36 protein-coding genes are annotated in these 24,370 nt (G+C 39.5%); all 36 read right to left on the bottom strand.

The genetic code is table 11. The features are described from left to right. Positions 1–275 precede the first annotated feature (275 nt). The 36 genes from rplQ to rpoC all read right to left on the bottom strand — a co-directional run bounded on the left by rplQ (position 276) and on the right by rpoC (position 24,174). Positions 276–638 (bottom strand): 50S ribosomal protein L17, encoded by a 363-nt coding sequence (gene rplQ / locus BTHG_RS23020; RefSeq protein ID WP_010285110.1) that lies wholly within the window; start codon positions 636–638, stop codon positions 276–278. A gap of 122 nt (positions 639–760) precedes the next feature. Beyond that, on the bottom strand, positions 761–1,705 hold the full coding sequence (locus BTHG_RS23015) for a DNA-directed RNA polymerase subunit alpha (protein ID WP_010285109.1): 945 nt from the start codon (positions 1,703–1,705) through the stop codon (positions 761–763). A gap of 310 nt (positions 1,706–2,015) precedes the next feature. Further along, complete coding sequence (rpsK, locus tag BTHG_RS23010) at positions 2,016–2,405, bottom strand: 30S ribosomal protein S11 (RefSeq protein WP_010285108.1); 390 nt, start codon at positions 2,403–2,405, stop codon at positions 2,016–2,018. A gap of 19 nt (positions 2,406–2,424) precedes the next feature. Continuing rightward, entirely contained in the window at positions 2,425–2,790 is a 366-nt protein-coding gene (rpsM, locus tag BTHG_RS23005) for a 30S ribosomal protein S13 (RefSeq protein WP_010285107.1), read from the bottom strand. A gap of 23 nt (positions 2,791–2,813) precedes the next feature. Next, the gene (rpmJ, locus tag BTHG_RS23000) at positions 2,814–2,927 is read right to left on the bottom strand and encodes a 50S ribosomal protein L36 (RefSeq protein ID WP_003156543.1); all 114 of its coding nucleotides are present in this window, start codon (positions 2,925–2,927) and stop codon (positions 2,814–2,816) included. A 32-nt stretch (positions 2,928–2,959) separates the two neighbouring features. Next, entirely contained in the window at positions 2,960–3,178 is a 219-nt protein-coding gene (gene infA / locus BTHG_RS22995) for a translation initiation factor IF-1 (RefSeq protein ID WP_010285101.1), read from the bottom strand. 171 nt (positions 3,179–3,349) lie between these two features. After that, the gene (gene map / locus BTHG_RS22990) at positions 3,350–4,096 is read right to left on the bottom strand and encodes a type I methionyl aminopeptidase (protein WP_010285097.1); all 747 of its coding nucleotides are present in this window, start codon (positions 4,094–4,096) and stop codon (positions 3,350–3,352) included. Beyond that, positions 4,097–4,747: an adenylate kinase gene (locus BTHG_RS22985; RefSeq protein WP_010285094.1), complete on the bottom strand. Its 651-nt coding sequence runs from the start codon at positions 4,745–4,747 to the stop codon at positions 4,097–4,099. It abuts the gene before it with no gap. A 56-nt stretch (positions 4,748–4,803) separates the two neighbouring features. Next, positions 4,804–6,096, bottom strand: coding sequence for a preprotein translocase subunit SecY (gene secY, locus BTHG_RS22980; RefSeq protein ID WP_010285091.1), 1,293 nt, complete (start codon positions 6,094–6,096; stop codon positions 4,804–4,806). Further along, positions 6,096–6,536 carry a 50S ribosomal protein L15 gene (gene rplO / locus BTHG_RS22975; RefSeq protein WP_010285089.1) on the bottom strand — a complete coding sequence of 147 codons (441 nt, stop codon included), beginning with the start codon at positions 6,534–6,536 and terminating at the stop codon, positions 6,096–6,098. Before rplO ends, secY begins: the two co-directional genes overlap by 1 nt. 33 nt (positions 6,537–6,569) lie before the next feature. After that, positions 6,570–6,752: a 50S ribosomal protein L30 gene (rpmD, locus tag BTHG_RS22970; RefSeq protein ID WP_010285086.1), complete on the bottom strand. Its 183-nt coding sequence runs from the start codon at positions 6,750–6,752 to the stop codon at positions 6,570–6,572. A 13-nt stretch (positions 6,753–6,765) separates the two neighbouring features. Beyond that, the gene (gene rpsE / locus BTHG_RS22965) at positions 6,766–7,266 is read right to left on the bottom strand and encodes a 30S ribosomal protein S5 (RefSeq protein WP_010285082.1); all 501 of its coding nucleotides are present in this window, start codon (positions 7,264–7,266) and stop codon (positions 6,766–6,768) included. 22 nt (positions 7,267–7,288) lie between these two features. Further along, on the bottom strand, positions 7,289–7,651 hold the full coding sequence (gene rplR / locus BTHG_RS22960) for a 50S ribosomal protein L18 (protein WP_010285081.1): 363 nt from the start codon (positions 7,649–7,651) through the stop codon (positions 7,289–7,291). A gap of 32 nt (positions 7,652–7,683) precedes the next feature. Continuing rightward, entirely contained in the window at positions 7,684–8,220 is a 537-nt protein-coding gene (gene rplF, locus BTHG_RS22955) for a 50S ribosomal protein L6 (RefSeq protein ID WP_010285080.1), read from the bottom strand. A 28-nt stretch (positions 8,221–8,248) separates the two neighbouring features. Continuing rightward, positions 8,249–8,647 (bottom strand): 30S ribosomal protein S8, encoded by a 399-nt coding sequence (gene rpsH / locus BTHG_RS22950; protein ID WP_010285079.1) that lies wholly within the window; start codon positions 8,645–8,647, stop codon positions 8,249–8,251. A 30-nt stretch (positions 8,648–8,677) separates the two neighbouring features. After that, positions 8,678–8,863 (bottom strand): 30S ribosomal protein S14, encoded by a 186-nt coding sequence (gene rpsN, locus BTHG_RS22945; RefSeq protein ID WP_010285078.1) that lies wholly within the window; start codon positions 8,861–8,863, stop codon positions 8,678–8,680. 13 nt (positions 8,864–8,876) lie between these two features. Next, entirely contained in the window at positions 8,877–9,416 is a 540-nt protein-coding gene (gene rplE / locus BTHG_RS22940) for a 50S ribosomal protein L5 (protein WP_010285077.1), read from the bottom strand. A gap of 24 nt (positions 9,417–9,440) precedes the next feature. Continuing rightward, positions 9,441–9,752 (bottom strand): 50S ribosomal protein L24, encoded by a 312-nt coding sequence (gene rplX / locus BTHG_RS22935; RefSeq protein ID WP_010285072.1) that lies wholly within the window; start codon positions 9,750–9,752, stop codon positions 9,441–9,443. 37 nt (positions 9,753–9,789) lie between these two features. Beyond that, a complete protein-coding gene (rplN, locus tag BTHG_RS22930) occupies positions 9,790–10,158 on the bottom strand; it encodes a 50S ribosomal protein L14 (RefSeq protein WP_010285070.1) in 369 nt (122 codons plus the stop codon). Positions 10,159–10,205: 47 nt separating this feature from the next. Next, a complete protein-coding gene (gene rpsQ, locus BTHG_RS22925) occupies positions 10,206–10,469 on the bottom strand; it encodes a 30S ribosomal protein S17 (protein ID WP_010285067.1) in 264 nt (87 codons plus the stop codon). A gap of 28 nt (positions 10,470–10,497) precedes the next feature. Next, entirely contained in the window at positions 10,498–10,695 is a 198-nt protein-coding gene (gene rpmC / locus BTHG_RS22920) for a 50S ribosomal protein L29 (RefSeq protein WP_010285065.1), read from the bottom strand. Continuing rightward, complete coding sequence (gene rplP, locus BTHG_RS22915; RefSeq protein WP_010285062.1) at positions 10,685–11,119, bottom strand: 50S ribosomal protein L16; 435 nt, start codon at positions 11,117–11,119, stop codon at positions 10,685–10,687. Before rplP ends, rpmC begins: the two co-directional genes overlap by 11 nt. A 1-nt stretch (position 11,120) precedes the next feature. Then, on the bottom strand, positions 11,121–11,777 hold the full coding sequence (rpsC, locus tag BTHG_RS22910; RefSeq protein WP_010285060.1) for a 30S ribosomal protein S3: 657 nt from the start codon (positions 11,775–11,777) through the stop codon (positions 11,121–11,123). 3 nt (positions 11,778–11,780) lie between these two features. After that, complete coding sequence (gene rplV / locus BTHG_RS22905) at positions 11,781–12,122, bottom strand: 50S ribosomal protein L22 (protein ID WP_010285059.1); 342 nt, start codon at positions 12,120–12,122, stop codon at positions 11,781–11,783. Positions 12,123–12,139: 17 nt separating this feature from the next. After that, positions 12,140–12,418, bottom strand: coding sequence for a 30S ribosomal protein S19 (gene rpsS / locus BTHG_RS22900; protein WP_010285056.1), 279 nt, complete (start codon positions 12,416–12,418; stop codon positions 12,140–12,142). A 57-nt stretch (positions 12,419–12,475) separates the two neighbouring features. Beyond that, positions 12,476–13,306: a 50S ribosomal protein L2 gene (gene rplB / locus BTHG_RS22895; RefSeq protein ID WP_010285051.1), complete on the bottom strand. Its 831-nt coding sequence runs from the start codon at positions 13,304–13,306 to the stop codon at positions 12,476–12,478. A 26-nt stretch (positions 13,307–13,332) separates the two neighbouring features. Further along, positions 13,333–13,620 (bottom strand): 50S ribosomal protein L23, encoded by a 288-nt coding sequence (rplW, locus tag BTHG_RS22890; protein ID WP_010285048.1) that lies wholly within the window; start codon positions 13,618–13,620, stop codon positions 13,333–13,335. Then, complete coding sequence (rplD, locus tag BTHG_RS22885) at positions 13,620–14,243, bottom strand: 50S ribosomal protein L4 (RefSeq protein WP_010285046.1); 624 nt, start codon at positions 14,241–14,243, stop codon at positions 13,620–13,622. Before rplD ends, rplW begins: the two co-directional genes overlap by 1 nt. A 25-nt stretch (positions 14,244–14,268) precedes the next feature. After that, positions 14,269–14,898 (bottom strand): 50S ribosomal protein L3, encoded by a 630-nt coding sequence (gene rplC, locus BTHG_RS22880; RefSeq protein ID WP_010285045.1) that lies wholly within the window; start codon positions 14,896–14,898, stop codon positions 14,269–14,271. Between the two features lie 44 nt (positions 14,899–14,942). After that, complete coding sequence (gene rpsJ, locus BTHG_RS22875) at positions 14,943–15,251, bottom strand: 30S ribosomal protein S10 (protein WP_003348621.1); 309 nt, start codon at positions 15,249–15,251, stop codon at positions 14,943–14,945. Positions 15,252–15,625: 374 nt separating this feature from the next. After that, entirely contained in the window at positions 15,626–16,816 is a 1,191-nt protein-coding gene (gene tuf / locus BTHG_RS22870; RefSeq protein ID WP_010285041.1) for an elongation factor Tu, read from the bottom strand. Positions 16,817–16,936: 120 nt separating this feature from the next. Beyond that, the gene (gene fusA, locus BTHG_RS22865; protein WP_010285039.1) at positions 16,937–19,015 is read right to left on the bottom strand and encodes an elongation factor G; all 2,079 of its coding nucleotides are present in this window, start codon (positions 19,013–19,015) and stop codon (positions 16,937–16,939) included. Positions 19,016–19,152: 137 nt separating this feature from the next. After that, positions 19,153–19,623, bottom strand: coding sequence for a 30S ribosomal protein S7 (gene rpsG, locus BTHG_RS22860; RefSeq protein ID WP_010285031.1), 471 nt, complete (start codon positions 19,621–19,623; stop codon positions 19,153–19,155). Between the two features lie 38 nt (positions 19,624–19,661). Beyond that, the gene (gene rpsL, locus BTHG_RS22855; protein WP_010285030.1) at positions 19,662–20,084 is read right to left on the bottom strand and encodes a 30S ribosomal protein S12; all 423 of its coding nucleotides are present in this window, start codon (positions 20,082–20,084) and stop codon (positions 19,662–19,664) included. Positions 20,085–20,190: 106 nt separating this feature from the next. Further along, complete coding sequence (locus BTHG_RS22850) at positions 20,191–20,439, bottom strand: 50S ribosomal protein L7ae-like protein (RefSeq protein ID WP_010285029.1); 249 nt, start codon at positions 20,437–20,439, stop codon at positions 20,191–20,193. A gap of 138 nt (positions 20,440–20,577) precedes the next feature. Continuing rightward, a complete protein-coding gene (rpoC, locus tag BTHG_RS22845) occupies positions 20,578–24,174 on the bottom strand; it encodes a DNA-directed RNA polymerase subunit beta' (RefSeq protein WP_010285028.1) in 3,597 nt (1,198 codons plus the stop codon). Between the last annotated feature and the right edge of the window lie 196 nt (positions 24,175–24,370).

Below are 24,370 nucleotides of genomic sequence, written 5' to 3'. Positions count from 1 at the left end.
CTCGAAAAGTTTCATTTTAAAATCCACGACGCTCTCCGAAGGTATTAACCTTATACAGCAGGTTAATACCAAATTATTCGTTCCTTCCTCATCTGTCAAGGGAATAAGAACGGCTCATTCAACAATCAGGAGTGGTGTTATTACAATGTGTGTTTTCTAATAGGAGAGTAAAAAATTATTTATCGATAATTCTATCTTTTTTGAAAGATAATAAATGTAAAATAAAAAGGGCTTAGACCAGTTTATAAAACTGTCCCGCCCTTATTAATGAAAAATTATACTAATTCAATGATAACCATTGGTGCACCGTCACCACGACGAGGTCCAAGTTTCATGATACGAGTGTATCCACCTTGACGCTCTTCATAACGAGTAGCGATGTCACTGAATAATTTTTGAAGCGCATCTTGACCAGACTCTTCGTTTGCTACTTCATTACGGATGTATGCAGCAGCTTGACGACGAGCATGTAAGTCACCACGCTTACCTAATGTAATCATTTTTTCTACAACTGATTTTAATTCCTTCGCACGAGCTTCAGTTGTTTCAATACGCTCGTTGATGATTAAGTCAGTAGTAAGGTCACGTAATAACGCCTTACGTTGCGCGCTTGTACGTCCTAATTTTTGGTATGACATGAGGTATTCCCTCCTTTGTTGAATTATTATGAAAGACAAAGCATTAGATAACTAGGCTCTTGTAACAAGTATGACTGTACGTGTTGTGAAAGATGCCTCTAATTCGCATAATTCAAAATGAGTCAGTCATCTTTACGTAAGCCTAAACCAAGCTCTTCTAGTTTAGCCTTAACTTCTTCTAAAGATTTACGACCAAGGTTTCGTACCTTCATCATATCTTCTTCAGTCTTATGAGCAAGCTCTTGAACCGTATTGATTCCTGCTCTCTTTAAGCAGTTATATGAACGAACAGAGAGATCCAATTCTTCAATTGTCATCTCGAGGACTTTCTCTTTTTGATCCTCTTCTTTTTCAACCATAATTTCTGCATTTTGAGCTTCATCTGTTAATCCCACAAAAATATTTAAATGTTCTGTTAGGATTTTCGCACCCAGTGCAATCGCTTCTTTTGGACCAGTACTGCCGTCTGTCCAAACATCCAAAGTCAGTTTGTCAAAGTTCGCGACCTGTCCAACACGTGTTTTTTCCACTTGGTAATTAACACGTGAAACTGGTGTATAGATGGAGTCAATCGGAATTACACCGATTGGTCGATCTTCACGCTTGTTTGCATCAGCTGGAGTATATCCTCGTCCGCGCTTTGCAGTTAATCTCACACGAAAATGTGCATCCTTAGCAAGTGTTGCAATGTGTAAATCTGGATTTAAGATTTCAACATCACTGTCATGTGTAATGTCGGAAGCTTTTACCGGACCTTCACCTTGAACATCAATCTCAAGCGTCTTCTCTTCATCAGAGTAGATTTTGAGAGCTAGTTTCTTCACATTTAAGATAATAGATGTTACATCTTCGACGACGCCTTCGATTGTTGAGAACTCATGCAGTACCCCATCTATTTGAATAGACGTAACAGCGGCACCAGGGAGAGAAGATAATAGGATACGACGTAAGGAGTTACCCAAAGTAGTTCCATATCCACGCTCAAGTGGCTCGACGACGAATTTACCATATTTGGCATCTTCGCTGATTTCAACCGTTTCGATTTTTGGTTTTTCAATTTCGATCATTTATAAACCCTCCTTCAAAACGTCGAAACCTCGGCTAGACCATGATCAACTACGTCTAACCGAAATTCCCAATAGTTAAGTTCCCTATCTGTGCACAACAACTCGATTCATTCTGTAAAGAACTTATAAAGAAAACATGGCATTTTGTAAGTATTACCTCACTCACGCCTTTGTTACACTTATAAGATAAGAAAGCAAACTTTCTTACACAGTAAAAAAGTTTAACAAAACCCATTAATCCATTATAGCCATGGATAAAAAATCTTATACAGAAAAAGATCAAATACGTCTTGTCGTATTTAAACGTATGTTACACACGACGACGTTTTGGTGGGCGACAACCGTTATGTGGTACTGGAGTAACATCTTTAATAGCTGTAACTTCAAGACCAGCAGCTTGAAGAGCACGAATTGCAGCTTCACGTCCTGCACCAGGGCCTTTTACAGTTACTTCAAGAGTTCTCATACCATGTTCCATTGATGCCTTAGCAGCTGTTTCTGCAGCCATTTGTGCAGCAAATGGAGTAGATTTACGTGAACCTCTGAATCCAAGCGCACCAGCACTTGACCAAGAAATAGCATTTCCGTGTGCATCTGTAATTGTTACGATCGTATTGTTGAATGTTGAACGGATGTGTGCAACACCAGATTCAATATTCTTTTTTACACGACGTTTACGAGTATTCGTTTTACGTGCCATTTATCCATTACCTCCCTTACTATTTCTTTTTGTTTGCTACAGTACGACGAGGTCCTTTACGTGTACGAGCATTATTTTTAGTATTTTGACCTCTTACAGGTAATCCACGACGATGACGTAGACCACGGTAAGAACCAATTTCGATTAAACGTTTGATGTTAAGTGAAACTTCACGACGAAGGTCACCTTCTACTTTATAACGGTCAACGATATCACGAATTTTATTTAGTTCGTCTTCAGTAAGATCACGAACTCGTGTATCTTCAGAAACACCAGCTTCTGCTAAGATTTTTTGTGCAGTTGGACGTCCGATTCCAAAAATATATGTTAATGATATCACTACACGTTTTTCACGCGGAATATCAACACCAGCAATACGTGCCATTTAGACGTACACCTCCTTATTAATTAGCCTTGTTTTTGTTTATGTTTTGGGTTTTCACAAATTACCATTACTTTACCTTTTCTACGAATTACTTTGCACTTTTCGCAGATAGGTTTTACTGATGGTCTCACTTTCATTTTTCAAACCTCCTTGATAGTTCGGAGCGCATTTATTTAAAACGGTACGTAATCCTACCGCGAGTCAAGTCATAAGGTGATAATTCAACCGTAACCTTGTCTCCAGGTAAAATACGAATAAAGTGCATGCGAATTTTACCAGAAACATGGGCCAAAACAGTATGACCATTCTCTAATTCAACTTTAAACATTGCATTAGGTAATGTTTCAGCAACAGTACCTTCAACTTCAATTACATCGTCTTTCGCCATTGGAATGTTCTCCCTTCTTCAAATCAGTAACTTGCTCATTGACAAACTTCGATACAAATTCAGGACTAAGTCTCGTTTGCCATGGACCAGTTTCTTAATACTGCTCTGAACTTCCGGAGATACGTAATCAAAAATTAGATGAATGTTATTCTAATGAATAGGGTTTGTGCCTTACAATTTTGTTAAGATCTCATACCCTGTTTCTGTAATAGCAATCGTATGTTCAAAATGCGCACACGTTTTGCCATCGACTGTTACAACAGTCCAGTTATCTGCTAACGTCTTCACGTATCGACTACCTGCATTTACCATCGGTTCAACGGCAAGTACCATTCCTGGTTTTAAACGTGGTCCTTTATCAGGCGGACCAAAATGTGGAATTTGCGGATCCTCATGTAATTCTTTGCCTACACCGTGACCAACATATTCCCGAACGATCGAGAAACCATTTGTCTCGACATAAACTTGGATTGCATGAGAGATATTTGAAAGACGCACACCAGGCTTTGCTTCTTTTAATCCTTCATAAAGGGATTTTTCAGTCACTTCAAGAAGGCTTTGATTTTCTTCATGCATTGTACCTACCGGATAAGTCCATGCTGAATCACCATGATAGCCATTATACTTAGCACCAATATCAATGCTTATAATATCTCCATCTTGTAAGACACGATTACCTGGCATACCATGTACCAGCTCTTCATTAACAGAAGTACAGATACTACCGCGAAAACCATTATACCCTTTAAAAGAAGGAATTGCATCATATCCACGAATAAACTTTTCAGCAATTGTATCCAGTTCTTTCGTTGAAATCCCTGGATTAATATATTTTTGTAATTCTTGGTGTGTCAACGCAACGATTTTGCCAGCCTCGCGCATAACTTCAATCTCTCTTGGTGTCTTGCAAATGATCATTTACTTTAATCCCCCAAGGAGCTCCTCTACATCACCAAAAACTTTGTTAATTTCTTGTTGTCCATCAATATTGCGAAGATAGCCCTTTTCTTGATAAAAGTCAAGAAGAGGTTTAGATTGCTCGATATTAACCTGAAGACGAGTTCCAACAGTTTCCGCATTATCATCCGCACGTTGATATAATTCTCCACCACACTTATCGCATGTCCCTTCCTGACTAGGTGGGTTAAATACTAAGTGGTAAGTAGAACCACAGTCCTTACAAATTCGACGACCTGTTAATCTTTCGAGTAAGATTTCAGAATCAACTTCAATGTTAATTACATAGTCGATTTTTTTACCGAGATCAGTAAGGATTGCTTCAAGTGCTTCTGCTTGTGGAACGGTACGTGGAAATCCATCAAGTAAAAATCCTTTGTTGCAATCATTCTTGCTTAATCGTTCACGGACAATTCCGATCGTAACTTCATCAGGAACAAGCTCACCTTTATCCATAAAAGATTTCGCCTGAAGTCCTAGTTCTGTTCCATCTTTAATTGCAGCACGGAACATATCTCCTGTAGAGATATGAGGGATATTGTACTTTTCTACGATTTTTTCAGCTTGAGTACCTTTACCAGCACCCGGAAGCCCCATTAATACTAAGTTCAAGTGATTTGCCCCCTCAGCCTCTTATCTAGAGGTACTGGGAAATCAAATTCCCAGACCTATTTGATAAATCCTTTATAATGACGTTTTACAAGCTGACTTTCAAGTTGCTTCATTGTCTCAAGTGCAACACCGACAACGATAAGCAAACTAGTTCCACCAATTTGTGCAGACTGCGGTAAATTCGCAAACTTTATAAAGAATACAGGAAGAACTGAAATAGCTGCTAAGAAAAGAGAACCAACAAAAGTTAATCGATACAGAATTTTTGTTACATATTCTTGCGTATTTCTTCCTGGGCGAATCCCTGGAATGTAGCCGCCTTGCTTCTTCAAATTATCTGCCATTTGCTCAGGATTAACTTGAACAAATGTATAGAAATATGTGAACGCAATGATTAGCGCGATATAAATGATCATCCCAACCGGTTGAGTATAATCAAAATATTTTTGTATCCATTCAGTTACCGCATTAGGACCAAAAAACGATGCAATCGTTGGTGGTGTGATAATGAAGGAAACCGCAAAAATTACAGGAATAACACCAGCCGCATTTACTTTTAATGGTAAATGAGTGGAGTGACCTCCAACCGGGCTATTAGCAGCTAACCGCTTTGCATATTGAATTGGAATTTTACGTAAAGCTTGTTGTATAAAAATTACACCTACGACAACAGCTATTACAGCAACTAGCAGTAAAACAACAGTAATGATGCGTAAGAATAATTGTTCTCCCACATCTTCAAATTGTTGAATATAGATTTGATTTACAGCTGTAGGAATACCGGCAACAATACCAGCGAAAATGATAATTGATATTCCATTTCCAACGCCTTTCGCTGTAATCTGTTCACCTAACCACATTAGGAATGCAGTACCAGCAGTTAACACAACAGCGATTAATAAATACGTTCCGATGCTTGGATTCTCAATCAACATTCCGTTTGACATATTGTTAAAACCGTATGACATACCTAATGCCTGGATAAAGCCAAGTACAATCGTTCCATAGCGAGTAAATTGTGCTAACTTACGACGTCCAACTTCTCCTTGCTTGGACCATTCCGTAAATTTAGGAACAACGTCCATTTGCAACAATTGAATGATAATTGAAGCAGTAATATAAGGCATGATTCCCATCGCAAGTATGGAGAAGTTAAACAAAGCCCCACCACCAAATGTATTTAAAAGGCCGAACGCGGTATTGCTATCTGTCGCTTTTAAAACGTCGGCATTTACATTTGGTACTGGAATAAAGGTGCCGATTCGAAATACTACTAACATAAGTAAGGTGAATATAATTTTGTTTCTTATATCACCAACGCGCATAAAATTGGAGATTGTTTGAAACATTAAATCACCTCAGTTTTTCCGCCAGCAGCTTCAATCGCTTGTTGTGCAGTAGAGGAGAATTTGTGAGCTTTAACTGTTAGCTTTTTGTCAAGAGTACCTTTACCAAGGATCTTAACTCCAGCATTAAGTTTACTTACAACACCAGTTTCAATTAAAAGTTCTGGTGTTACTTCTGTTCCGTCTTCAAAACGATTCAATGTCTCAAGGTTAACAATTGCAAAATCTTTGCGATTGATGTTTGTGAAACCACGTTTTGGTAAACGTTGGAATAAAGGCATTTGACCACCTTCAAATCCAGGACGAACACCGCCACCAGAACGTGAATTTTGACCTTTATGACCTCTACCAGCAGTTTTACCATTACCTGAACCAGTTCCACGTCCTACACGATTACGAGTTTTACGTGATCCTTCAGTCGCTTGTAATTCATGAAGTTTCATTTGGGCACCTCCTTATTTCAAAAAAAAGTTCAATTATTGTTCTTTAACCGTAACTAGGTGAGCAACTTTATTAATCATACCGCGAATCGCAGCATTATCATCATGAACAACAGTTTGATGTAATTTTTTCAATCCAAGAGTACGAACAGTTACACGTTGGTCTTCAGGACGTCCAATGACACTGCGAGTGAGGGTGATTTCTAATTTCTTTGACATATTGTTTTCCCTCCTATCCTAACAGTTCTTCTACTGATTTACCACGTAACTTAGCTACTTCTTCAGCACGCTTTAATTGACTTAAACCTTCGATTGTAGCACGTATCATATTTACTGGAGTGTTCGTTCCTAATGATTTAGAAAGGATATCACCGATACCAGCAAGTTCTAATACCGCACGAACAGGTCCACCAGCGATAACTCCAGTACCTTCAGATGCAGGTTTTAGTAAAACTTCACCTGCTCCAAATTGACCAATTACTTGGTGTGGAATGGATGTTCCAACCATCGGTACAGAAATAAGGTTCTTTTTAGCATCTTCAATTGCTTTACGAATTGCATCTGGAACTTCTTGTGCTTTACCAGTTCCAAATCCAACATGTCCGTTCTTATCACCAACTACTACTAATGCTGCAAAGCGGAAACGACGTCCACCTTTTACAACCTTAGCAACACGGTTAACGGTAACTACGCGTTCTTCAAGTTCTAATTTATTTGGATCAATGCGACGCATCTATAATGTCCCTCCTTTTTTATTAAAATTGTAATCCAGCTTCACGAGCAGCCTCTGCTAGTGCTTTAACACGTCCGTGATATAAGTAACCTCCGCGGTCAAATACAACCTCTTTGATTCCTTTTTCGATTCCACGTTTTGCAACTAGTTCGCCAACTTTTGTTGCTGCATCTACGTTACCAGAACCTTCAACAGAAAGCTCTTTATCTAATGTAGAAGCACTTGCGATTGTTACAGAGTTTACATCATCGATTAATTGAGCGTAAATGTGTTTGTTTGAACGGAACACATTTAGGCGAGGACGAGTAGCAGTTCCTGAAACACGAGAACGAACACGAGCATGTCTTTTTCTACGAACTGCATTTTTATCCTGTTTCGTAATCATTTACGTCTCTCCTTTCTTTTACCTAAAAAGGCTTACTTCGCAGTTTTACCTTCCTTACGACGAACAAATTCACCTTCGTAGCGAATACCTTTTCCTTTATAAGGCTCAGGCGGACGTACACCACGAATATTAGCAGCTAATGCCCCAACACGTTCTTTGTCGATGCCTTTTACAACAATCTTAGTGTTAGATGGTACATCGATTTCAACGCCAGTTTCTGGAACGATTTCTACTGGATGAGAATATCCAACGTTTAATACAAGTTTGTTTCCAGCTTTTTGAGCACGGTAACCGACCCCGATTAGCTCTAAGCCTCTTTCAAAACCTTTGGATACACCTTCAACCATGTTTCCAAGTAAACTACGAGTTGTACCGTGAAGAGCACGGTGATCTTTATTATCAGTTGGACGAGCAACGTTAATCACGTTCTCTTCAACATTGATTTGCATATCAGGATGGAAAGTACGAGTTAATTCGCCTTTTGGTCCTTTTACAGTAACAGTATTACCGTTAAAAGTTACAGTAACACCAGATGGTATTTCGATTGGTTTTTTACCAATACGTGACATGTACTACACCTCCATTCTTATCAAGCTATTACCAAACGTAAGCTAATACTTCTCCGCCGGCTTGCTTTTGACGAGCTTCTTTATCAGTTAATACACCTTGTGAAGTTGAAACGATCGCGATTCCTAGACCGTTTAATACACGAGGTACTTCATTAGATTTTGCATATACGCGTAGACCAGGCTTACTAATACGCTTAAGACCTGTAATAACACGTTCATTGTTTGCACCGTATTTTAAGAAGATACGGATAATACCTTGTTTGTCATCCTCAATAAATTCTACGTCACGAACGAAACCTTCACGCTTTAAAATTTCAGCGATTTCCCTTTTGATATTAGATGCAGGGATTTCAAGTTTTTCATGACGTACCATGTTCGCATTACGGATGCGAGTAAGCATATCTGCAATTGGATCTGTCATCACCATAGTATTTTTACCTCCTTCCCAATTCGGGGTTTACCAACTTGCTTTTTTTACACCAGGAATTTGACCCTTATAAGCTAGTTCACGGAAACAAATACGGCATAATTTGAATTTACGTAATACAGAGTGTGGACGGCCACAACGTTCGCAACGTGTGTACTCTTGTACTTTAAATTTTTGTGTGCGTTTTTGTTTCGCAATCATTGATTTTTTAGCCACGATTTCGCCTCCTTTACTTTTGGAACGGCATACCGAACGCTGTTAATAACTCACGAGCTTCTTCGTCAGTATTTGCAGTAGTTACGATAACGATATCCATACCACGAACTTTACTTACTTTATCGTAATCAATTTCAGGGAAAATTAATTGTTCTTTTACACCTAAAGTGTAGTTACCACGGCCATCAAATGATTTCTTTGATACCCCACGGAAGTCACGTACACGTGGTAGTGAAATAGAAACAAGCTTATCTAAGAATTGATACATACGCTCGCCGCGTAAAGTAACTTTCGCCCCAATAGGCATTCCTTCACGAAGACGGAATCCAGCGATTGATTTCTTAGCTCTAGTTACAACTGGCTTTTGACCACTAAGAGCAGCTAATTCCTCTACTGCGTTGTCTAATACTTTAGAGTTTTGAACTGCGTCACCAACACCCATGTTGATCACGATTTTTTCTACTTGTGGAACCTGCATAACAGACTTATAGTTAAACTTGCTCATTAGAGCAGGTGTAATTTCGTTTTGAAATTTTTCTTTTAGGCGGTTCATGTAAGTACCTCCTTTCTTTATTTACTATTTATCTAAAACTTCACCAGATTTTTTTGCTACACGTACCTTTTTGCCATTTTCTTCTTTGTAACCAACACGTGTTGGAGTACCAGATTTAGGATCTAATGGCATTACATTTGATACATGAATAGGTGCCTCTTGGCTAATGATTCCACCTTGTGGATTCGCTTGAGACGGTTTTGAGTGTTTCTTAACGATATTAACGCCTTCGACAAGAACACGGTCTTTCTTAGGATAGCTCTCAAGGATTACACCTTGTTTACCTTTATCTTTACCTGAAATAACCTGTACCTTGTCACCTTTTTTTACATGCATCTATTTCGCACCTCCTTAAAGGCCAATCGATTTCGAATTATAATACTTCTGGAGCTAATGAAACAATTTTCATAAAGTTATTATCACGTAATTCACGTGCTACAGGTCCGAAGATACGAGTTCCACGTGGACTCTTGTCATCACGGATAATAACGCAGGCATTTTCATCAAAGCGGATGTAAGTTCCGTCATTACGACGAACACCACGCTTCGTACGTACTACAACAGCTTTAACAACATCACCTTTTTTAACAACGCCACCAGGTGTTGCGTTTTTCACTGTACATACGATAACATCACCGATATTTGCTGTTTTACGACCAGAGCCACCTAAAACTTTAATAGTTAGCACTTCACGTGCTCCAGAGTTGTCAGCAACTTTCAAACGAGTTTCTTGTTGAATCATTCATGAAACCTCCCTTCGGATTATTGATTGATCCGAACAAAATATAATTAGATAATAACCGCTTTTTCTACTACTTCAACAAGACGGAAGCGTTTTGTAGCAGATAATGGGCGAGTCTCCATAATTTTAACGATGTCGCCAGTTTTTGCAACATTGTTTTCGTCATGCGCTTTAAATTTCTTTGAATACTTTACGCGTTTCCCGTAAAGAGAATGTTTCTTATAGGTTTCTACAAGAACAGTGACTGTTTTATCCATTTTGTCAGATACAACACGTCCAGTGTAGACTTTGCGTTGGTTGCGTTCACTCACTATCGTAGACCTCCTTCCTGGTTATCGATTATTTACGACCGATTTCTCTTTCGCGGACTACTGTTTTCATACGAGCGATTGATTTACGAACTTCACGAATACGTGCAGTATTCTCAAGTTGACCAGTAGCTAATTGAAAGCGAAGGTTAAATAATTCTTCTTTTAATGATTTTACTTTTTGTTCAATTTCGGCAGTGGTAAGGTCACGGATTTCATTAGCTTTCATTTGATTCACCACCAATTTCTTCACGTTTTACGAACTTAGTTTTAACTGGTAGTTTATGTGATGCTAGGCGTAGAGCTTCACGAGCGATCTCTTCTGATACACCAGCGATTTCAAACATAACTTTTCCAGGTTTAACAACAGCTACCCATCCTTCAGGAGCACCTTTACCGGAACCCATACGTACCTCTAAAGGTTTTGCTGTATATGGCTTAGATGGGAAAATTTTAATCCAAACTTTACCGCCACGTTTCATATAACGTGTCATAGCAATACGAGCAGCCTCGATTTGACGGTTAGTAATCCATGAAGCTTCTTGAGCTTGTAAACCGTACTCACCGAAGTGTACTTCAGTACCACCTTTTGCTTGACCACGCATTTTTCCACGGTGTTCTCTGCGGTATTTCACACGTTTTGGTAATAACATATTATTTTCCTCCTTCCTCAGTTTTCTTCTTCGTAGGAAGGACCTCTCCACGATAGATCCAAACTTTTACACCAATTTTTCCGTAAGTTGTGTCAGCTTCAGCAGTACCGTAATCGATATCTGCACGAAGTGTGTGAAGTGGAACTGTTCCTTCACTATAGTGTTCTGCACGAGCAATATCAGCTCCGCCTAAACGACCAGAAGTTTGTGTTTTAATACCTTGAGCACCTGCACGCATTGCACGTTGGATAGCTTGCTTTTGTGCACGACGGAATGAAACACGGTTTTCTAATTGACGAGCAATATTTTCGGCTACTAGAGTTGCATCGATATCAGCTCTTTTGATTTCAAGGATATTGATGTGTACTCTCTTACCTGTTAATTGGTTTAAAGCTTTACGAAGTGCTTCAACTTCTGTACCACCTTTACCAATTACCATACCTGGTTTAGCAGTATGGACAGTAACGTTAATACGGTTAGCCGCACGTTCAATCTCAACTTTAGATACAGAAGCATCACTTAAACGTTTTGCGATGTATTCGCGAACTTTAAGGTCTTCGTGTAATAAATCTGCATAGTCTTTACCTGCGTACCATTTTGATTCCCAATCACGGATAATCCCAACTCGCAGTCCGACTGGATTAACTTTTTGACCCACTACTTATCCCTCCTTCTTTTCTGATACCACGATTGTAATGTGGCTAGTGCGCTTGTTAATTTGGCTTGCACGTCCCATAGCTCTTGGACGGAATCTCTTTAATGTTGGACCTTCATTTACATATGCTTCAGTAATAACTAGGTTATTTGCGTCCATTTCGTAGTTATGCTCTGCATTCGCAATCGCAGAATTTAATACTTTTTCTACAACTGGAGAAGCAGCTTTAGGTGTATGACGTAGGATTGCGATTGCTTCACCTACTTGCTTGCCTCGAATTAAATCTGCTACTAATCGAACTTTACGAGGAGCAATACGAACTGTTCTCGCAACAGCTTTAGCTTGCATAGATAATCCTCCTCTCATTAACGTCTTGTTTTCTTATCGTCACTTGCGTGGCCTTTGTAAGTACGTGTTGGTGCAAATTCACCAAGTTTGTGACCTACCATATCTTCAGTAACATAGACTGGTACATGTTTACGACCATCATATACCGCAATTGTATGACCGATGAACTGAGGGAAAATCGTAGAACGACGAGACCAAGTTTTGATTACTTGTTTCTTCTCTGATCCATTTTGATTTTCAACCTTTTTCAATAAGTGGTCATCTACAAAAGGTCCTTTTTTTAAGCTACGTCCCATGAGTGAACCTCCCTTCGTGATTGACCTACGGTTCCGATGAACCGTAGCACAATCCCGTTATTTTTTACGACGACGTACGATAAATTTATCTGATTTATTTTTCTTCTTACGTGTTTTAGCACCAAGAGTTGGTTTGCCCCATGGAGTCATTGGAGACTTACGTCCGATAGGAGCTTTACCTTCACCACCACCATGTGGGTGATCATTAGGGTTCATTACAGATCCACGAACTGTTGGGCGCTTGCCTAACCAACGTGAACGACCTGCTTTACCGATGTTAACTAGTTCATGTTGCTCATTACCTACTTGACCAACAGTAGCACGGCAAGTAGCAAGAATCATACGAACCTCACCAGAGTTTAAACGAACTAGAACATATTTTCCTTCTTTACCAAGTACTTGAGCAGAAGTACCAGCTGAACGAATTAATTGTCCACCTTTACCAGGCTTTAATTCAATGTTGTGTACTACTGTACCTACTGGAATATTTACTAATGGAAGTGCGTTACCTACTTTAATATCGGCTTCAGGTCCTGAAAATACCTCCATACCTACTTTAAGGTTTTTCGGAGCAAGAATGTAACGTTTCTCTCCATCTGCATAGTTAATTAATGCAATGTTTGCTGAACGGTTTGGATCATACTCGATTGTAGCAACGCGTCCTGGTATACCATCTTTATCACGTTTAAAGTCGATTACACGGTATTGACGCTTGTGACCGCCACCTTGATGACGTACAGTTAATTTACCTTGGTTATTACGACCACCTTTTTTGTGTATAGGCGCTAGTAATGATTTTTCTGGTCTGTCAGTAGTGATTTCAGCGAAATCTAAAGTTGTCATACCACGACGACCATTAGAGGTTGGTTTGTAATGTTTAATCGCCATCTCTATTTCCCTCCTTCTCTATAAAATTAAACTTCAAAGAATTCGATTTCTTTGCTATCTGCAGTTAGTTTTACGATTGCTTTTCTGCGACGATTTGTATATCCACTGTAACGTCCTACACGCTTGAACTTACCTTTGTAGTTCATGATGTTAACTTTTTCAACCTTCACACCGAAAATCTGCTCAATAGCATCCTTAACTTCAGTTTTATTAGATTTCACGTCAACTTCAAATGTGTATTTTTTTTCAGCCATTAGGTCTGATGAACGTTCAGTAATAACAGGGCTCTTAATAATATCACGAGGATCTTTCATTATGCGAGCACCTCCTCTACTTTTTCCACCGCAGCTTTAGTAATCACAAGCTTATCATGGTTAAGAACATCAAGAACACTTACTCCATTAGCAGCAACGACTGTTACTCCAGGAATATTACGAGCTGAAAGTTCAACTGCTTCATTTATGTCGGCAGTTACGATTAACGCTTTGCGATCTACGTTTAATCCTTTCAGTACCGCAACCATATCTTTTGTTTTAGGAGTTTCTAATACTAGATTGTCTAATACTAGAATGTTTTCTTCTAATACCTTAGTAGATAATGCTGATTTGATTGCTAAACGGCGTACTTTTTTAGGTAATTTATAGCTATAGCTTCTTGGAGTTGGACCAAATACTGTTCCACCGCCACGCCATTGTGGTGAACGAATAGAACCTTGACGAGCACGACCAGTACCCTTTTGACGCCATGGTTTACGTCCTCCGCCTGCTACTTCAGAACGAATTTTTGTTTTGTGAGTTCCTTGACGTAAGGAAGCTCTTTGCATGATTACTGCATCGAATAATACTTGTTGGTTTGGTTCAATACCGAAAACAGAATCGTTTAATTCGATTTCTCCAACAGATGAACCTGTTTGGTTATACAATGATACTTTAGGCATTCAAATGTCCTCCTTTCCTAGTAAATTATTTCGCTTTAACAGCACTTTTTACTGTAACAACAGATTTTCTCGCACCAGGTACATTACCTTTTACTAGAAGAAGATTACGTTCTGTATCTACTTTTACGATTTCTAAGTTTTGTACTGTGATACGCTCTCCACCCATACGACCAGGTAGAAGTTTGTTTTTAAATACGCGGTTTGGAGCTACAGGTCCCATAGAACCAGGACGTCGGTGATAACGAGAACCGTGAGCCATAGGTCCGCGAGATTGTCCGTGGCGCTTAATTGCACCTTGGAATCCTTTACCTTTTGAAATTCCTGTTACATCTACAATATCTCCCTCAGCGAAGATATCAACTTTGACTTCCTGACCAACTTCAAACTCATCTAAGTTAACTTCGCGTAATTCGCGAACGAAGCGCTTAGGTGCAGTGTTTGCTTTTGCAGCATGACCCTTTTCAGGTTTGTTTGATAGCTTTTCTCTCTTGTCTTCAAAACCAATTTGAACAGCTTCATATCCATCAGTTTCAACTGATTTCTTCTGAAGAACTACGTTCGCACCAGCTTCAATTACAGTTACAGGAATAAGCTCACCGTTACCTACGAATACTTGAGTCATACCAATTTTTCTTCCTAAGATTCCTTTGGTCATTAGTCACACCTCCTATTATATTTACAATTTATTTCATTTTAAAATTAAAGTTTGATTTCAATGTCAACACCAGATGGTAAGTCTAAACGCATTAAAGAATCAACGGTTTGTGGTGTTGGATTAATGATGTCGATTAAGCGTTTATGCGTACGCATTTCGAATTGTTCACGAGAGTCTTTATACTTGTGAACAGCACGAAGAATCGTATAAACAGACTTCTCAGTTGGAAGTGGAATTGGACCAGATACTGCTGCCCCAGATCTTTTAGCTGTCTCAACGATTTTCTCTGCAGATTGATCAAGAATTCTGTGATCATATGCTTTTAAACGAATACGAATTTTTTGTTTTGCCATTATTTTCCCTCCTTTTTCGCCTACTTTTAAAATAGACTCTCTCCGTGGAAATTTCCTTACACTCGCCATGGCAAAGCGGCCGGGTGTATCAGCAACCTTCCACATCATCGCAGTCAAAGACCAACATTGTCTATTATATAGAAAACAAATACGAAATGCAACATAATTCTTCGTATTATGCATGTCTTTCGCACTTTTTTCATTATACACACCATTAATAGACATTTCAACAAAAGACCCAAACTATTTTTACGTTAGATTTTGGAAATCGGTGAATGCAAACATTCTTTCAGTTGCTTCTATTATCGATTGAAAGTATTTGTAAAAAAAACAGGCGGGAATACCCCACCTGTTTTTAAAACATATTGTTGTAATTACTCAGTAATTGTAGCAACAACGCCAGCGCCTACTGTACGTCCACCTTCACGAATTGAGAACTTAGTTCCGTCTTCGATCGCAACTGGAGCGATTAGTTCAACAGTCATTTCGATGTTGTCACCAGGCATAACCATTTCAACACCTTCAGGAAGTTGAATGATTCCAGTTACATCAGTTGTACGGAAGTAGAACTGTGGGCGGTAGTTTGAGAAGAATGGAGTGTGACGTCCACCTTCTTCTTTTGATAATACGTAAACTTCAGCTTTGAACTTTGTGTGTGGCTTGATTGTACCTGGCTTAGCAAGTACTTGTCCACGTTGTACTTCTTCACGAGAAACCCCACGAAGAAGTGCACCGATGTTGTCACCAGCTTCAGCATAGTCAAGAAGCTTACGGAACATTTCAACACCTGTTACAGTTGTTGATTTTGGCTCTTCAGTTAAACCGATGATTTCAATTACGTCACCAACTTTAACTTGTCCACGCTCAACACGACCTGTAGCAACTGTACCACGACCAGTGATTGAGAATACATCCTCAACTGGCATCATGAATGGCTTTTCAGTGTCACGTTCTGGAGTTGGAACGTACTCATCAACAGCAGCCATTAATTCAAGAATTTTTTCTTCCCACTCAGCTTCACCTTCTAAAGCTTTAAGAGCAGAACCTTTGATTACAGGAATATCGTCACCAGGGAAATCATATTCAGATAGAAGGTCACGTACTTCCATTTCTACTAATTCAAGTAATTCTTCATCGTCTACCATGTCACATTTGTTCATGAATACAACTAGGTAAGGTACACCTACTTGACGAGAAAGAAGAATGTGCTCACGAGTTTGTGGCATTGGGCCATCAGCAGCGGATACCACTAGGATACCACCATCCATTTGAGCAGCACCAGTGATCATGTTCTTAACGTAGTCAGCGTGTCCTGGGCAGTCAACGTGTGCATAGTGACGGTTGTCTGTTTCATATTCAACGTGTGCAGTTGAAATTGTAATTCCACGCTCACGCTCTTCTGGAGCACCATCGATTTGGTCATAAGCCATTGCAGTACCTTTTCCGCTTCTTTTAGCAAGAACAGAAGTGATAGCAGCTGTTAAAGTAGTTTTACCATGGTCAACGTGTCCAATTGTACCAATATTAGCATGTGGTTTCGAACGGTCAAATTTCTCTTTTCCCATTTGAAAAGCCTCCTTAAGTATTTGTTATTTTTATAGTAAGTATGATATCCCAAAAGTGGAGATGTCCCCACTTTCAAGGCCTACATAAGTAGTTATACTTGATGTAAAGGTGAAAATCAATTATTCACCTTTATTTTTTTTGATAATTTCTTCAGAAATTGATTTTGGTACTTCTTCGTAGTGATCAAAGTGCATTGTGAATACTCCACGACCTTGAGTGTTAGAACGTAATGAAGTAGCATAACCAAACATTTCTGATAGTGGAACCATCGCACGTACTACTTGCGCATTACCACGAGCTTCCATACCTTCAACTCGTCCACGACGAGAAGTAATACCACCCATAATGTCACCCATGTATTCTTCAGGAATAACAACTTCAACCTTCATTACAGGCTCAAGGATAACTGGTTGACATTTTGATGCAGCGTTCTTAAGTGCCATAGAAGCAGCAATTTTAAACGCCATTTCACTTGAGTCAACATCATGGTAAGAACCATCATAAAGCTTAGCTTTAATGTCAACTAACGGGAATCCAGCTAGAACCCCTCTATCAAGAGCATCTTCTAGACCACTTTGTACTGCAGGGATATATTCACGTGGAACTACCCCACCAACAATTGCGTTTTCAAATTCGAAACCTTTACCTTCTTCGTTTGGTGAGAATTCAATCCAAACGTGTCCGTATTGTCCGCGTCCACCAGATTGTCGAGCAAACTTACCTTCAACCTGTGCAGATTGACGGAATGTTTCACGGTAAGCAACTTGTGGAGCACCAACATTTGCTTCTACTTTGAATTCACGCTTCATGCGGTCTACTAGAATGTCTAAGTGTAACTCACCCATACCAGCAATGATAACTTGACCTGTTTCTTGGTCAGTATGCGCTCTGAATGTTGGGTCTTCTTCTTGTAGCTTTTGTAAAGCTGTAGTCATTTTATCTTGGTCAGCTTTTGACTTCGGCTCAACTGAAAGTTGAATAACCGGCTCTGGGAATGTCATGGATTCAAGAATTACTAGGTCTTTTTCATCACATAATGTATCACCAGTTGTTGTATCTTTTAATCCTACAGCAGCTGCGATGTCACCTGCATAAACCGTTGAGATTTCTTCACGGTGGTTCGCGTGCATTTGAAGGATACGTCCGATACGTTCGCGCTTTCCTTTAGTTGAGTTCTGTACGTAAGAACCAGAATTTAAAGTACCTGAATATACACGGAAGAATGTTAATTTACCAACATAAGGATCAGTCATTACTTTAAACGCAAGAGCTGAGAATGGCTCGCTATCGTCGGAATGACGTTCAACTTCTTCTCCTGTATCAGGAAGATGACCTTGAATTGACGCAACGTCTGTTGGCGCTGGAAGATAATCGATTACAGCATCTAGCATCTTTTGAACACCTTTGTTCTTAAATGCTGTACCACACATTACTGGGTAGAATTCTACATTAAGTGTTGCAGTACGAATTGCCTTTTTCAATTCCTCGTTGGAGATTTCTTCTCCACCAAGGTATCTTTCCATCAAATCTTCGTCTAATTCCGCTACAGCTTCAACAAGCTTTTCACGGTATTCATTTGCTTGGTCTTGAAATTCTTCAGGAATTTCTCCAACTTCGATTTCAGTACCTAAGTCATTACCATAGAATGTAGCGTTCATTTCAACAAGGTCAATAATACCTCTGAACTGATCTTCTGCACCGATTGGTAATTGAATTGGGTGTGCATTCGCTTGTAGACGATCGTGAAGTGTCTTAACAGAATATAAGAAGTCCGCACCGATCTTGTCCATTTTGTTTACGAATACAGCACGTGGTACACCGTAAGTTGTAGCTTGTCGCCAAACTGTTTCAGTTTGTGGCTCAACACCTGATTGTGCGTCAAGAACTGTTACAGCACCATCAAGTACACGGAGTGAACGCTCAACCTCTACTGTGAAGTCTACGTGTCCTGGAGTGTCGATGATGTTAACGCGGTGACCCTTCCATTGCGCAGTAGTTGCAGCAGATGTAATTGTGATACCACGCTCTTGTTCTTGCTCCATCCAGTCCATTTGAGATGCACCTTCGTGAGTTTCACCGATTTTATGAATTTTACCAGTGTAATAAAGGATACGCTCGGTAGTTGTTGTTTTACCAGCATCGATGTGGGCCATGATACCAATATTACGAGTCTTTTCTAAGGAGAACTCTCTTGCCATTTGGGTCTTTCTCCTTCCTATGTTAAGTATAATTTTTATTGTAGTAAATGCTCTGTTAATCTACTTAACAGAGCTGTTTAATTTTATAGCAATACCGTAAACCATAACTTAATTCAGCAAAAAGCTGAATCAAGTTATTACCAACGATAGTGAGCAAACGCTTTGTTTGCTTCTGCCATTTTGTGTGTATCTTCACGTTTCTTAACTGATGCACCAGAGTTGTTAGCTGCATCAAGGATTTCGTTAGCTAAACGCTCTTCCATTGTTTTTTCACCACGAAGACGAGCGTAATTTACTAACCAACGTAAACCTAGAGTAGTACGACGGTCAGGGCGAACTTCTACAGGAACTTGATAGTTTGCACCACCTACACGACGTGCTCTTACTTCTAGGACAGGCATGATGTTTTTAAGTGCTTGTTCGAACACTTCCATTGCATCCTTACCTGAACGTTGTTGAACTAAATCAAACGCATTATATAGAATTGCTTGTGACTTACCTCTTTTTCCATCAACCATCATTTTGTTGATTAAACGAGTTACAAGCTTTGAATTATAAATTGGATCTGGTAATACATCTCTTTTAGCAACAGGTCCTTTACGAGGCATTGATATTTCCTCCTTTCAGTCTTAAATATGTTAGTCTATTATTTCTTAGCTGCTTTTGGTCTCTTAGTACCATATTTAGAACGACCTTGCATACGATTATTAACACCGGCAGTATCTAATGCACCGCGCACGATGTGATAACGTACCCCTGGTAAGTCCTTAACACGTCCACCACGAATTAGTACAACACTGTGCTCTTGTAAGTTGTGACCAATTCCTGGGATGTAAGCAGTAACCTCAATTCCGTTTGTTAAACGTACACGAGCATACTTACGTAGTGCTGAGTTCGGCTTCTTCGGAGTCATTGTACCAACACGAGTACAAACACCACGCTTTTGAGGTGAAGTAGTGTTAGTTTGTGACTTTTTGAAGCTGTTATAACCTTTATTTAACGCAGGAGAGTCTGATTTTTGAACTTTAGTTTCGCGACCCTTACGAATTAATTGGTTAATTGTAGGCATTATTTGTTTCCTCCCTTCTACTTTCGTCAAGACCACATATCCAGGTGGTTCATTTTTTTACAAAAAACAAAGTCTTTGTAGAATCTTTTCTCCACAAAAACAGTTTTCAATTAATTATCGCTACAGTAGAAGCTCCTACTTCAATTCCGCAAGCTTTGCCAAGCTTCTTCATTGAGTCCACCTTTGATATTGGAATTTTGCGTTCTTCAGCTAAATGTAACACTTTGTTGATTACACGCCGATCGGCATCTGATGCCACAACTACTTCCAATACTATATCGGTTTGTATAGCCTTTACCGTTTGCTTTGTACCTATAATAATCTTCTTTGCCTGTGATACTTTTTCATAAGACATATAAAATATCCTCCAAAGTAACAGGTTTAAGGAGCACCTTAGATATATTAACACCCTAAGAGAAGGATGTCAACTACGCTAAATAAAATTATTTGCTCGTAGTAGACATCCAATATCTTAGATTTGCTCTTCTAACCTTTATTCAACACCAACTGTATCTTCTTGTTGCTCTACAACTACCGGTTCTGCTCGACGGTAACGAGTCATACCTGTACCAGCAGGAACAAGCTTACCAATAATTACATTTTCTTTTAATCCTAGTAACTCATCACGTTTTCCTTTAATTGCAGCATCTGTAAGGACACGTGTAGTTTCCTGGAATGATGCAGCAGATAGGAATGAATCAGTTTCAAGTGATGCTTTCGTAATTCCTAGAAGAACTGGTCTACCAGTAGCAGGTGCTTTACCTTCTAGTAAAACCTTCGTGTTTGCGTCAGTGAACTGATGTATATCAAGTAGTGAACCTGGTAATACATCTGTTTCACCTGCATCGGTTACTCTCACTTTACGAAGCATTTGTCTAACCATTACTTCAACGTGTTTATCACCGATTTCAACACCCTGCATACGATATACTTTTTGTACTTCTTTCAAGAGGTATTCTTGAACAGCAGTAGTATTTGTTACCTTTAATAATTCTTTTGGATCAACAGAACCTTCTGTTAATACCTGACCACTTTCAACCTGTTGGCCCTCAGCAACCTTCAAACGAGCACCGTATGGCGCGGTATAAGAACGAGATTCTACTTCGCCCTGGATCACAATTTCTTGCTGTCTATCTTTTACCTCATTGATTGATGTTACAACACCATTGATTTCAGTAATGACGGCTTGACCTTTTGGATTTCTCGCTTCAAATAGCTCTTGAATACGAGGTAAACCTTGCGTGATGTCGTCTCCTGCAACCCCACCAGTATGGAACGTACGCATTGTAAGCTGTGTTCCCGGTTCACCGATTGATTGAGCAGCAATGATACCAACCGCTTCTCCAACTTCAACCTCTGATCCTGTTGCAAGGTTTCGGCCATAACATTTTTTACATACGCCATGGCGTGTATTACATGTAAACGCAGAACGAATTGTAACCTCTTCTACACCTGCGTTGACAATAGTGTTTGCGATATCTTCAGTAATTAATTCGTTTTCCCCTACTAACACTTCGTTTGTTTCAGGGTGTACAACTTTCTTTCTTGCGTAACGGCCATTTAAACGCTCTTCAAGAGGTTCAATAATTTCAGTTCCCTCTCTCAATGAGCTTACAAGCAAGCCGCGATCTGTACCACAGTCATCTTCACGTACAATTACGTCTTGGGCAACATCAACTAGACGTCTTGTTAAGTAACCAGAGTCAGCTGTCTTAAGCGCCGTATCCGCAAGACCTTTACGTGCACCGTGAGTTGAAATAAAGTACTCTAATACTGTTAAACCTTCACGGAAACTTGATTTAATCGGAAGTTCAATAATACGACCTGCCGGGTTCGCCATAAGTCCACGCATACCAGCTAACTGTGTAAAGTTAGATGCGTTACCACGGGCACCAGAGTCACTCATCATGAAGATTGGGTTACGCTTATCAAGTGAAGCCATTAGCTTACCTTGAATTGTGTCCTTCGCAGCACTCCAAATGGAGATAACACGGTCATAACGCTCATCTTCCGTAATTAAACCACGTCTAAATTGTTTTAAAACATTGTCAACCTTTGCTTGTGCTTGCGCTAAAATCTCTTCTTTTTCGGCTAATACCACAATGTCAGCTACACCAACAGTAATACCAGCTTTTGTTGAATGTTTAAATCCAAGATCTTTCATGCGGTCAAGCATTTTTGAGGTTTCTGTAATTTTAAAACGTTTGAAAACCTCAGCAATAATGTTACCGAGTATTTTCTTCTTGAACGGATCTATTTGTTCTTGACTTTGAATAATTTCTTTTACGTTCGCACCCTTAGGTATGAAATACTTTTCAGGTGTTTTCTCTTCTAGGTTTGTTTTTGTAGGTTCATTAATAAATGGGAATGATTTAGGAAGAATCTCATTAAAAATTAACTTACCTACTGTTGTCATTAGCAACATATTGTTTTGTTCTTCTGTAAATGTTGGGTTCTTTAATGAACCAGCATCCACAGCAACCCTTGTATGAAGGTGTACATATCCATTTTGATAAGCAAGAACCGCTTCGTTTGTATCCTTAAATACCATTCCTTCACCGACTGCTCCAGGACGTTCCATAGTTAGGTAATAGTTACCTAATACCATATCCTGAGATGGTGTAACAACTGGTTTACCATCTTTCGGGTTAAGAATGTTTTGTGCCGCCAACATCAATAGTCTTGCTTCAGCTTGTGCTTCTGAAGAAAGTGGTACGTGGACCGCCATTTGGTCACCGTCGAAGTCTGCGTTATACGCAGTACAAACAAGTGGGTGTAAGCGGATTGCACGACCTTCAACCAATGTTGGTTCAAACGCTTGGATTCCTAAACGGTGCAATGTAGGGGCACGGTTTAAGAGAACCGGATGCTCTTTAATAACAGACTCGAGCACATCCCAAACCTCTGGTTGTACACGTTCAATTTTACGTTTAGCACTCTTTATGTTATGAGCAAGTCCTTTTTCTACTAGCTCCTTCATAACAAAAGGCTTGAATAATTCCAATGCCATTTCCTTTGGTAAACCACATTGGTACATCTTAAGGTTTGGACCTACTACGATAACGGAACGACCGGAGTAGTCAACACGTTTACCTAATAGGTTTTGACGGAAACGACCTTGTTTACCTTTTAGCATATGTGAAAGTGATTTTAATGGACGGTTACCAGGACCTGTTACCGGTCTTCCACGGCGACCATTATCAATCAACGCATCAACTGCTTCTTGGAGCATACGTTTTTCGTTTTGTACGATAATACTTGGAGCTCCTAAGTCTAAAAGTCGTTTTAAACGATTGTTACGGTTGATTACACGACGATATAAATCGTTTAAATCGGAAGTTGCAAAACGACCACCATCAAGCTGCACCATTGGACGTAGTTCAGGAGGAATGACTGGAAGTACGTCAAGAATCATCCATGAAGGCTCGTTGCCTGAATTACGGAACGCTTCCAGTACCTCAAGTCGCTTAATTGCACGAGTTCTTCTTTGTCCTTGAGAAGTTTTTAATTCTTCTTTAAGGCCATCCACTTCTTTTTCAAGATCAATGTCAAGCAGAAGCTTTTTAATTGCTTCAGCCCCCATTGCTGCATGGAATGTATTGCCGTATTTTTCACGGTATGCACGATATTCTTTTTCAGAAAGCAATTGTTTTTTATCTAAAGGAGTATCTCCAGTTTCTGTTACAACATAAGAAGCAAAATAAATAACTTCTTCAAGTGCCCTAGGTGACATGTCTAAAACAAGTCCCATTCGGCTTGGAATTCCTTTAAAGTACCAAATATGTGATACAGGTGCTGCAAGTTCGATGTGTCCCATACGCTCACGACGAACTTTTGCACGAGTAACCTCAACGCCGCATCGGTCACAAACGACACCTTTGTAGCGAACACGTTTGTATTTTCCACAGTGACATTCCCAGTCCTTCTGAGGACCGAAGATTCGTTCACAGAATAACCCATCTTTTTCTGGTTTTAATGTACGATAGTTGATTGTTTCTGGCTTTTTTACTTCACCGAAAGACCATGAACGAATCTTGTCGGGTGAAGCGAGACCAATGCTCATGTATTCAAAATTATTAACATCTAGCAAGGGGCCTACCTCCCTTTTGATCTACAGGATTACCCTAATTGACCTTTGCTTTTTATGACTGTTAATTGATCAAATGCGCCATGGCGTATTTGTGCCCGTTTTTTTCGAGCAAGTTCAAAAAATTTCCTTTGAAAAATCGTGGCATCCGCCGGAGCTTAACCTTATTCAGTAAGAATACTCTTTTTGCATTCACCTC

This window comes from Bacillus timonensis (assembly GCF_000285535.1).
Taxonomy (GTDB): Bacteria; Bacillota; Bacilli; order Bacillales; family Bacillaceae_L; genus Ferdinandcohnia; species Ferdinandcohnia timonensis.
This window is presented reverse-complemented; position numbering and strand designations above follow the sequence as displayed.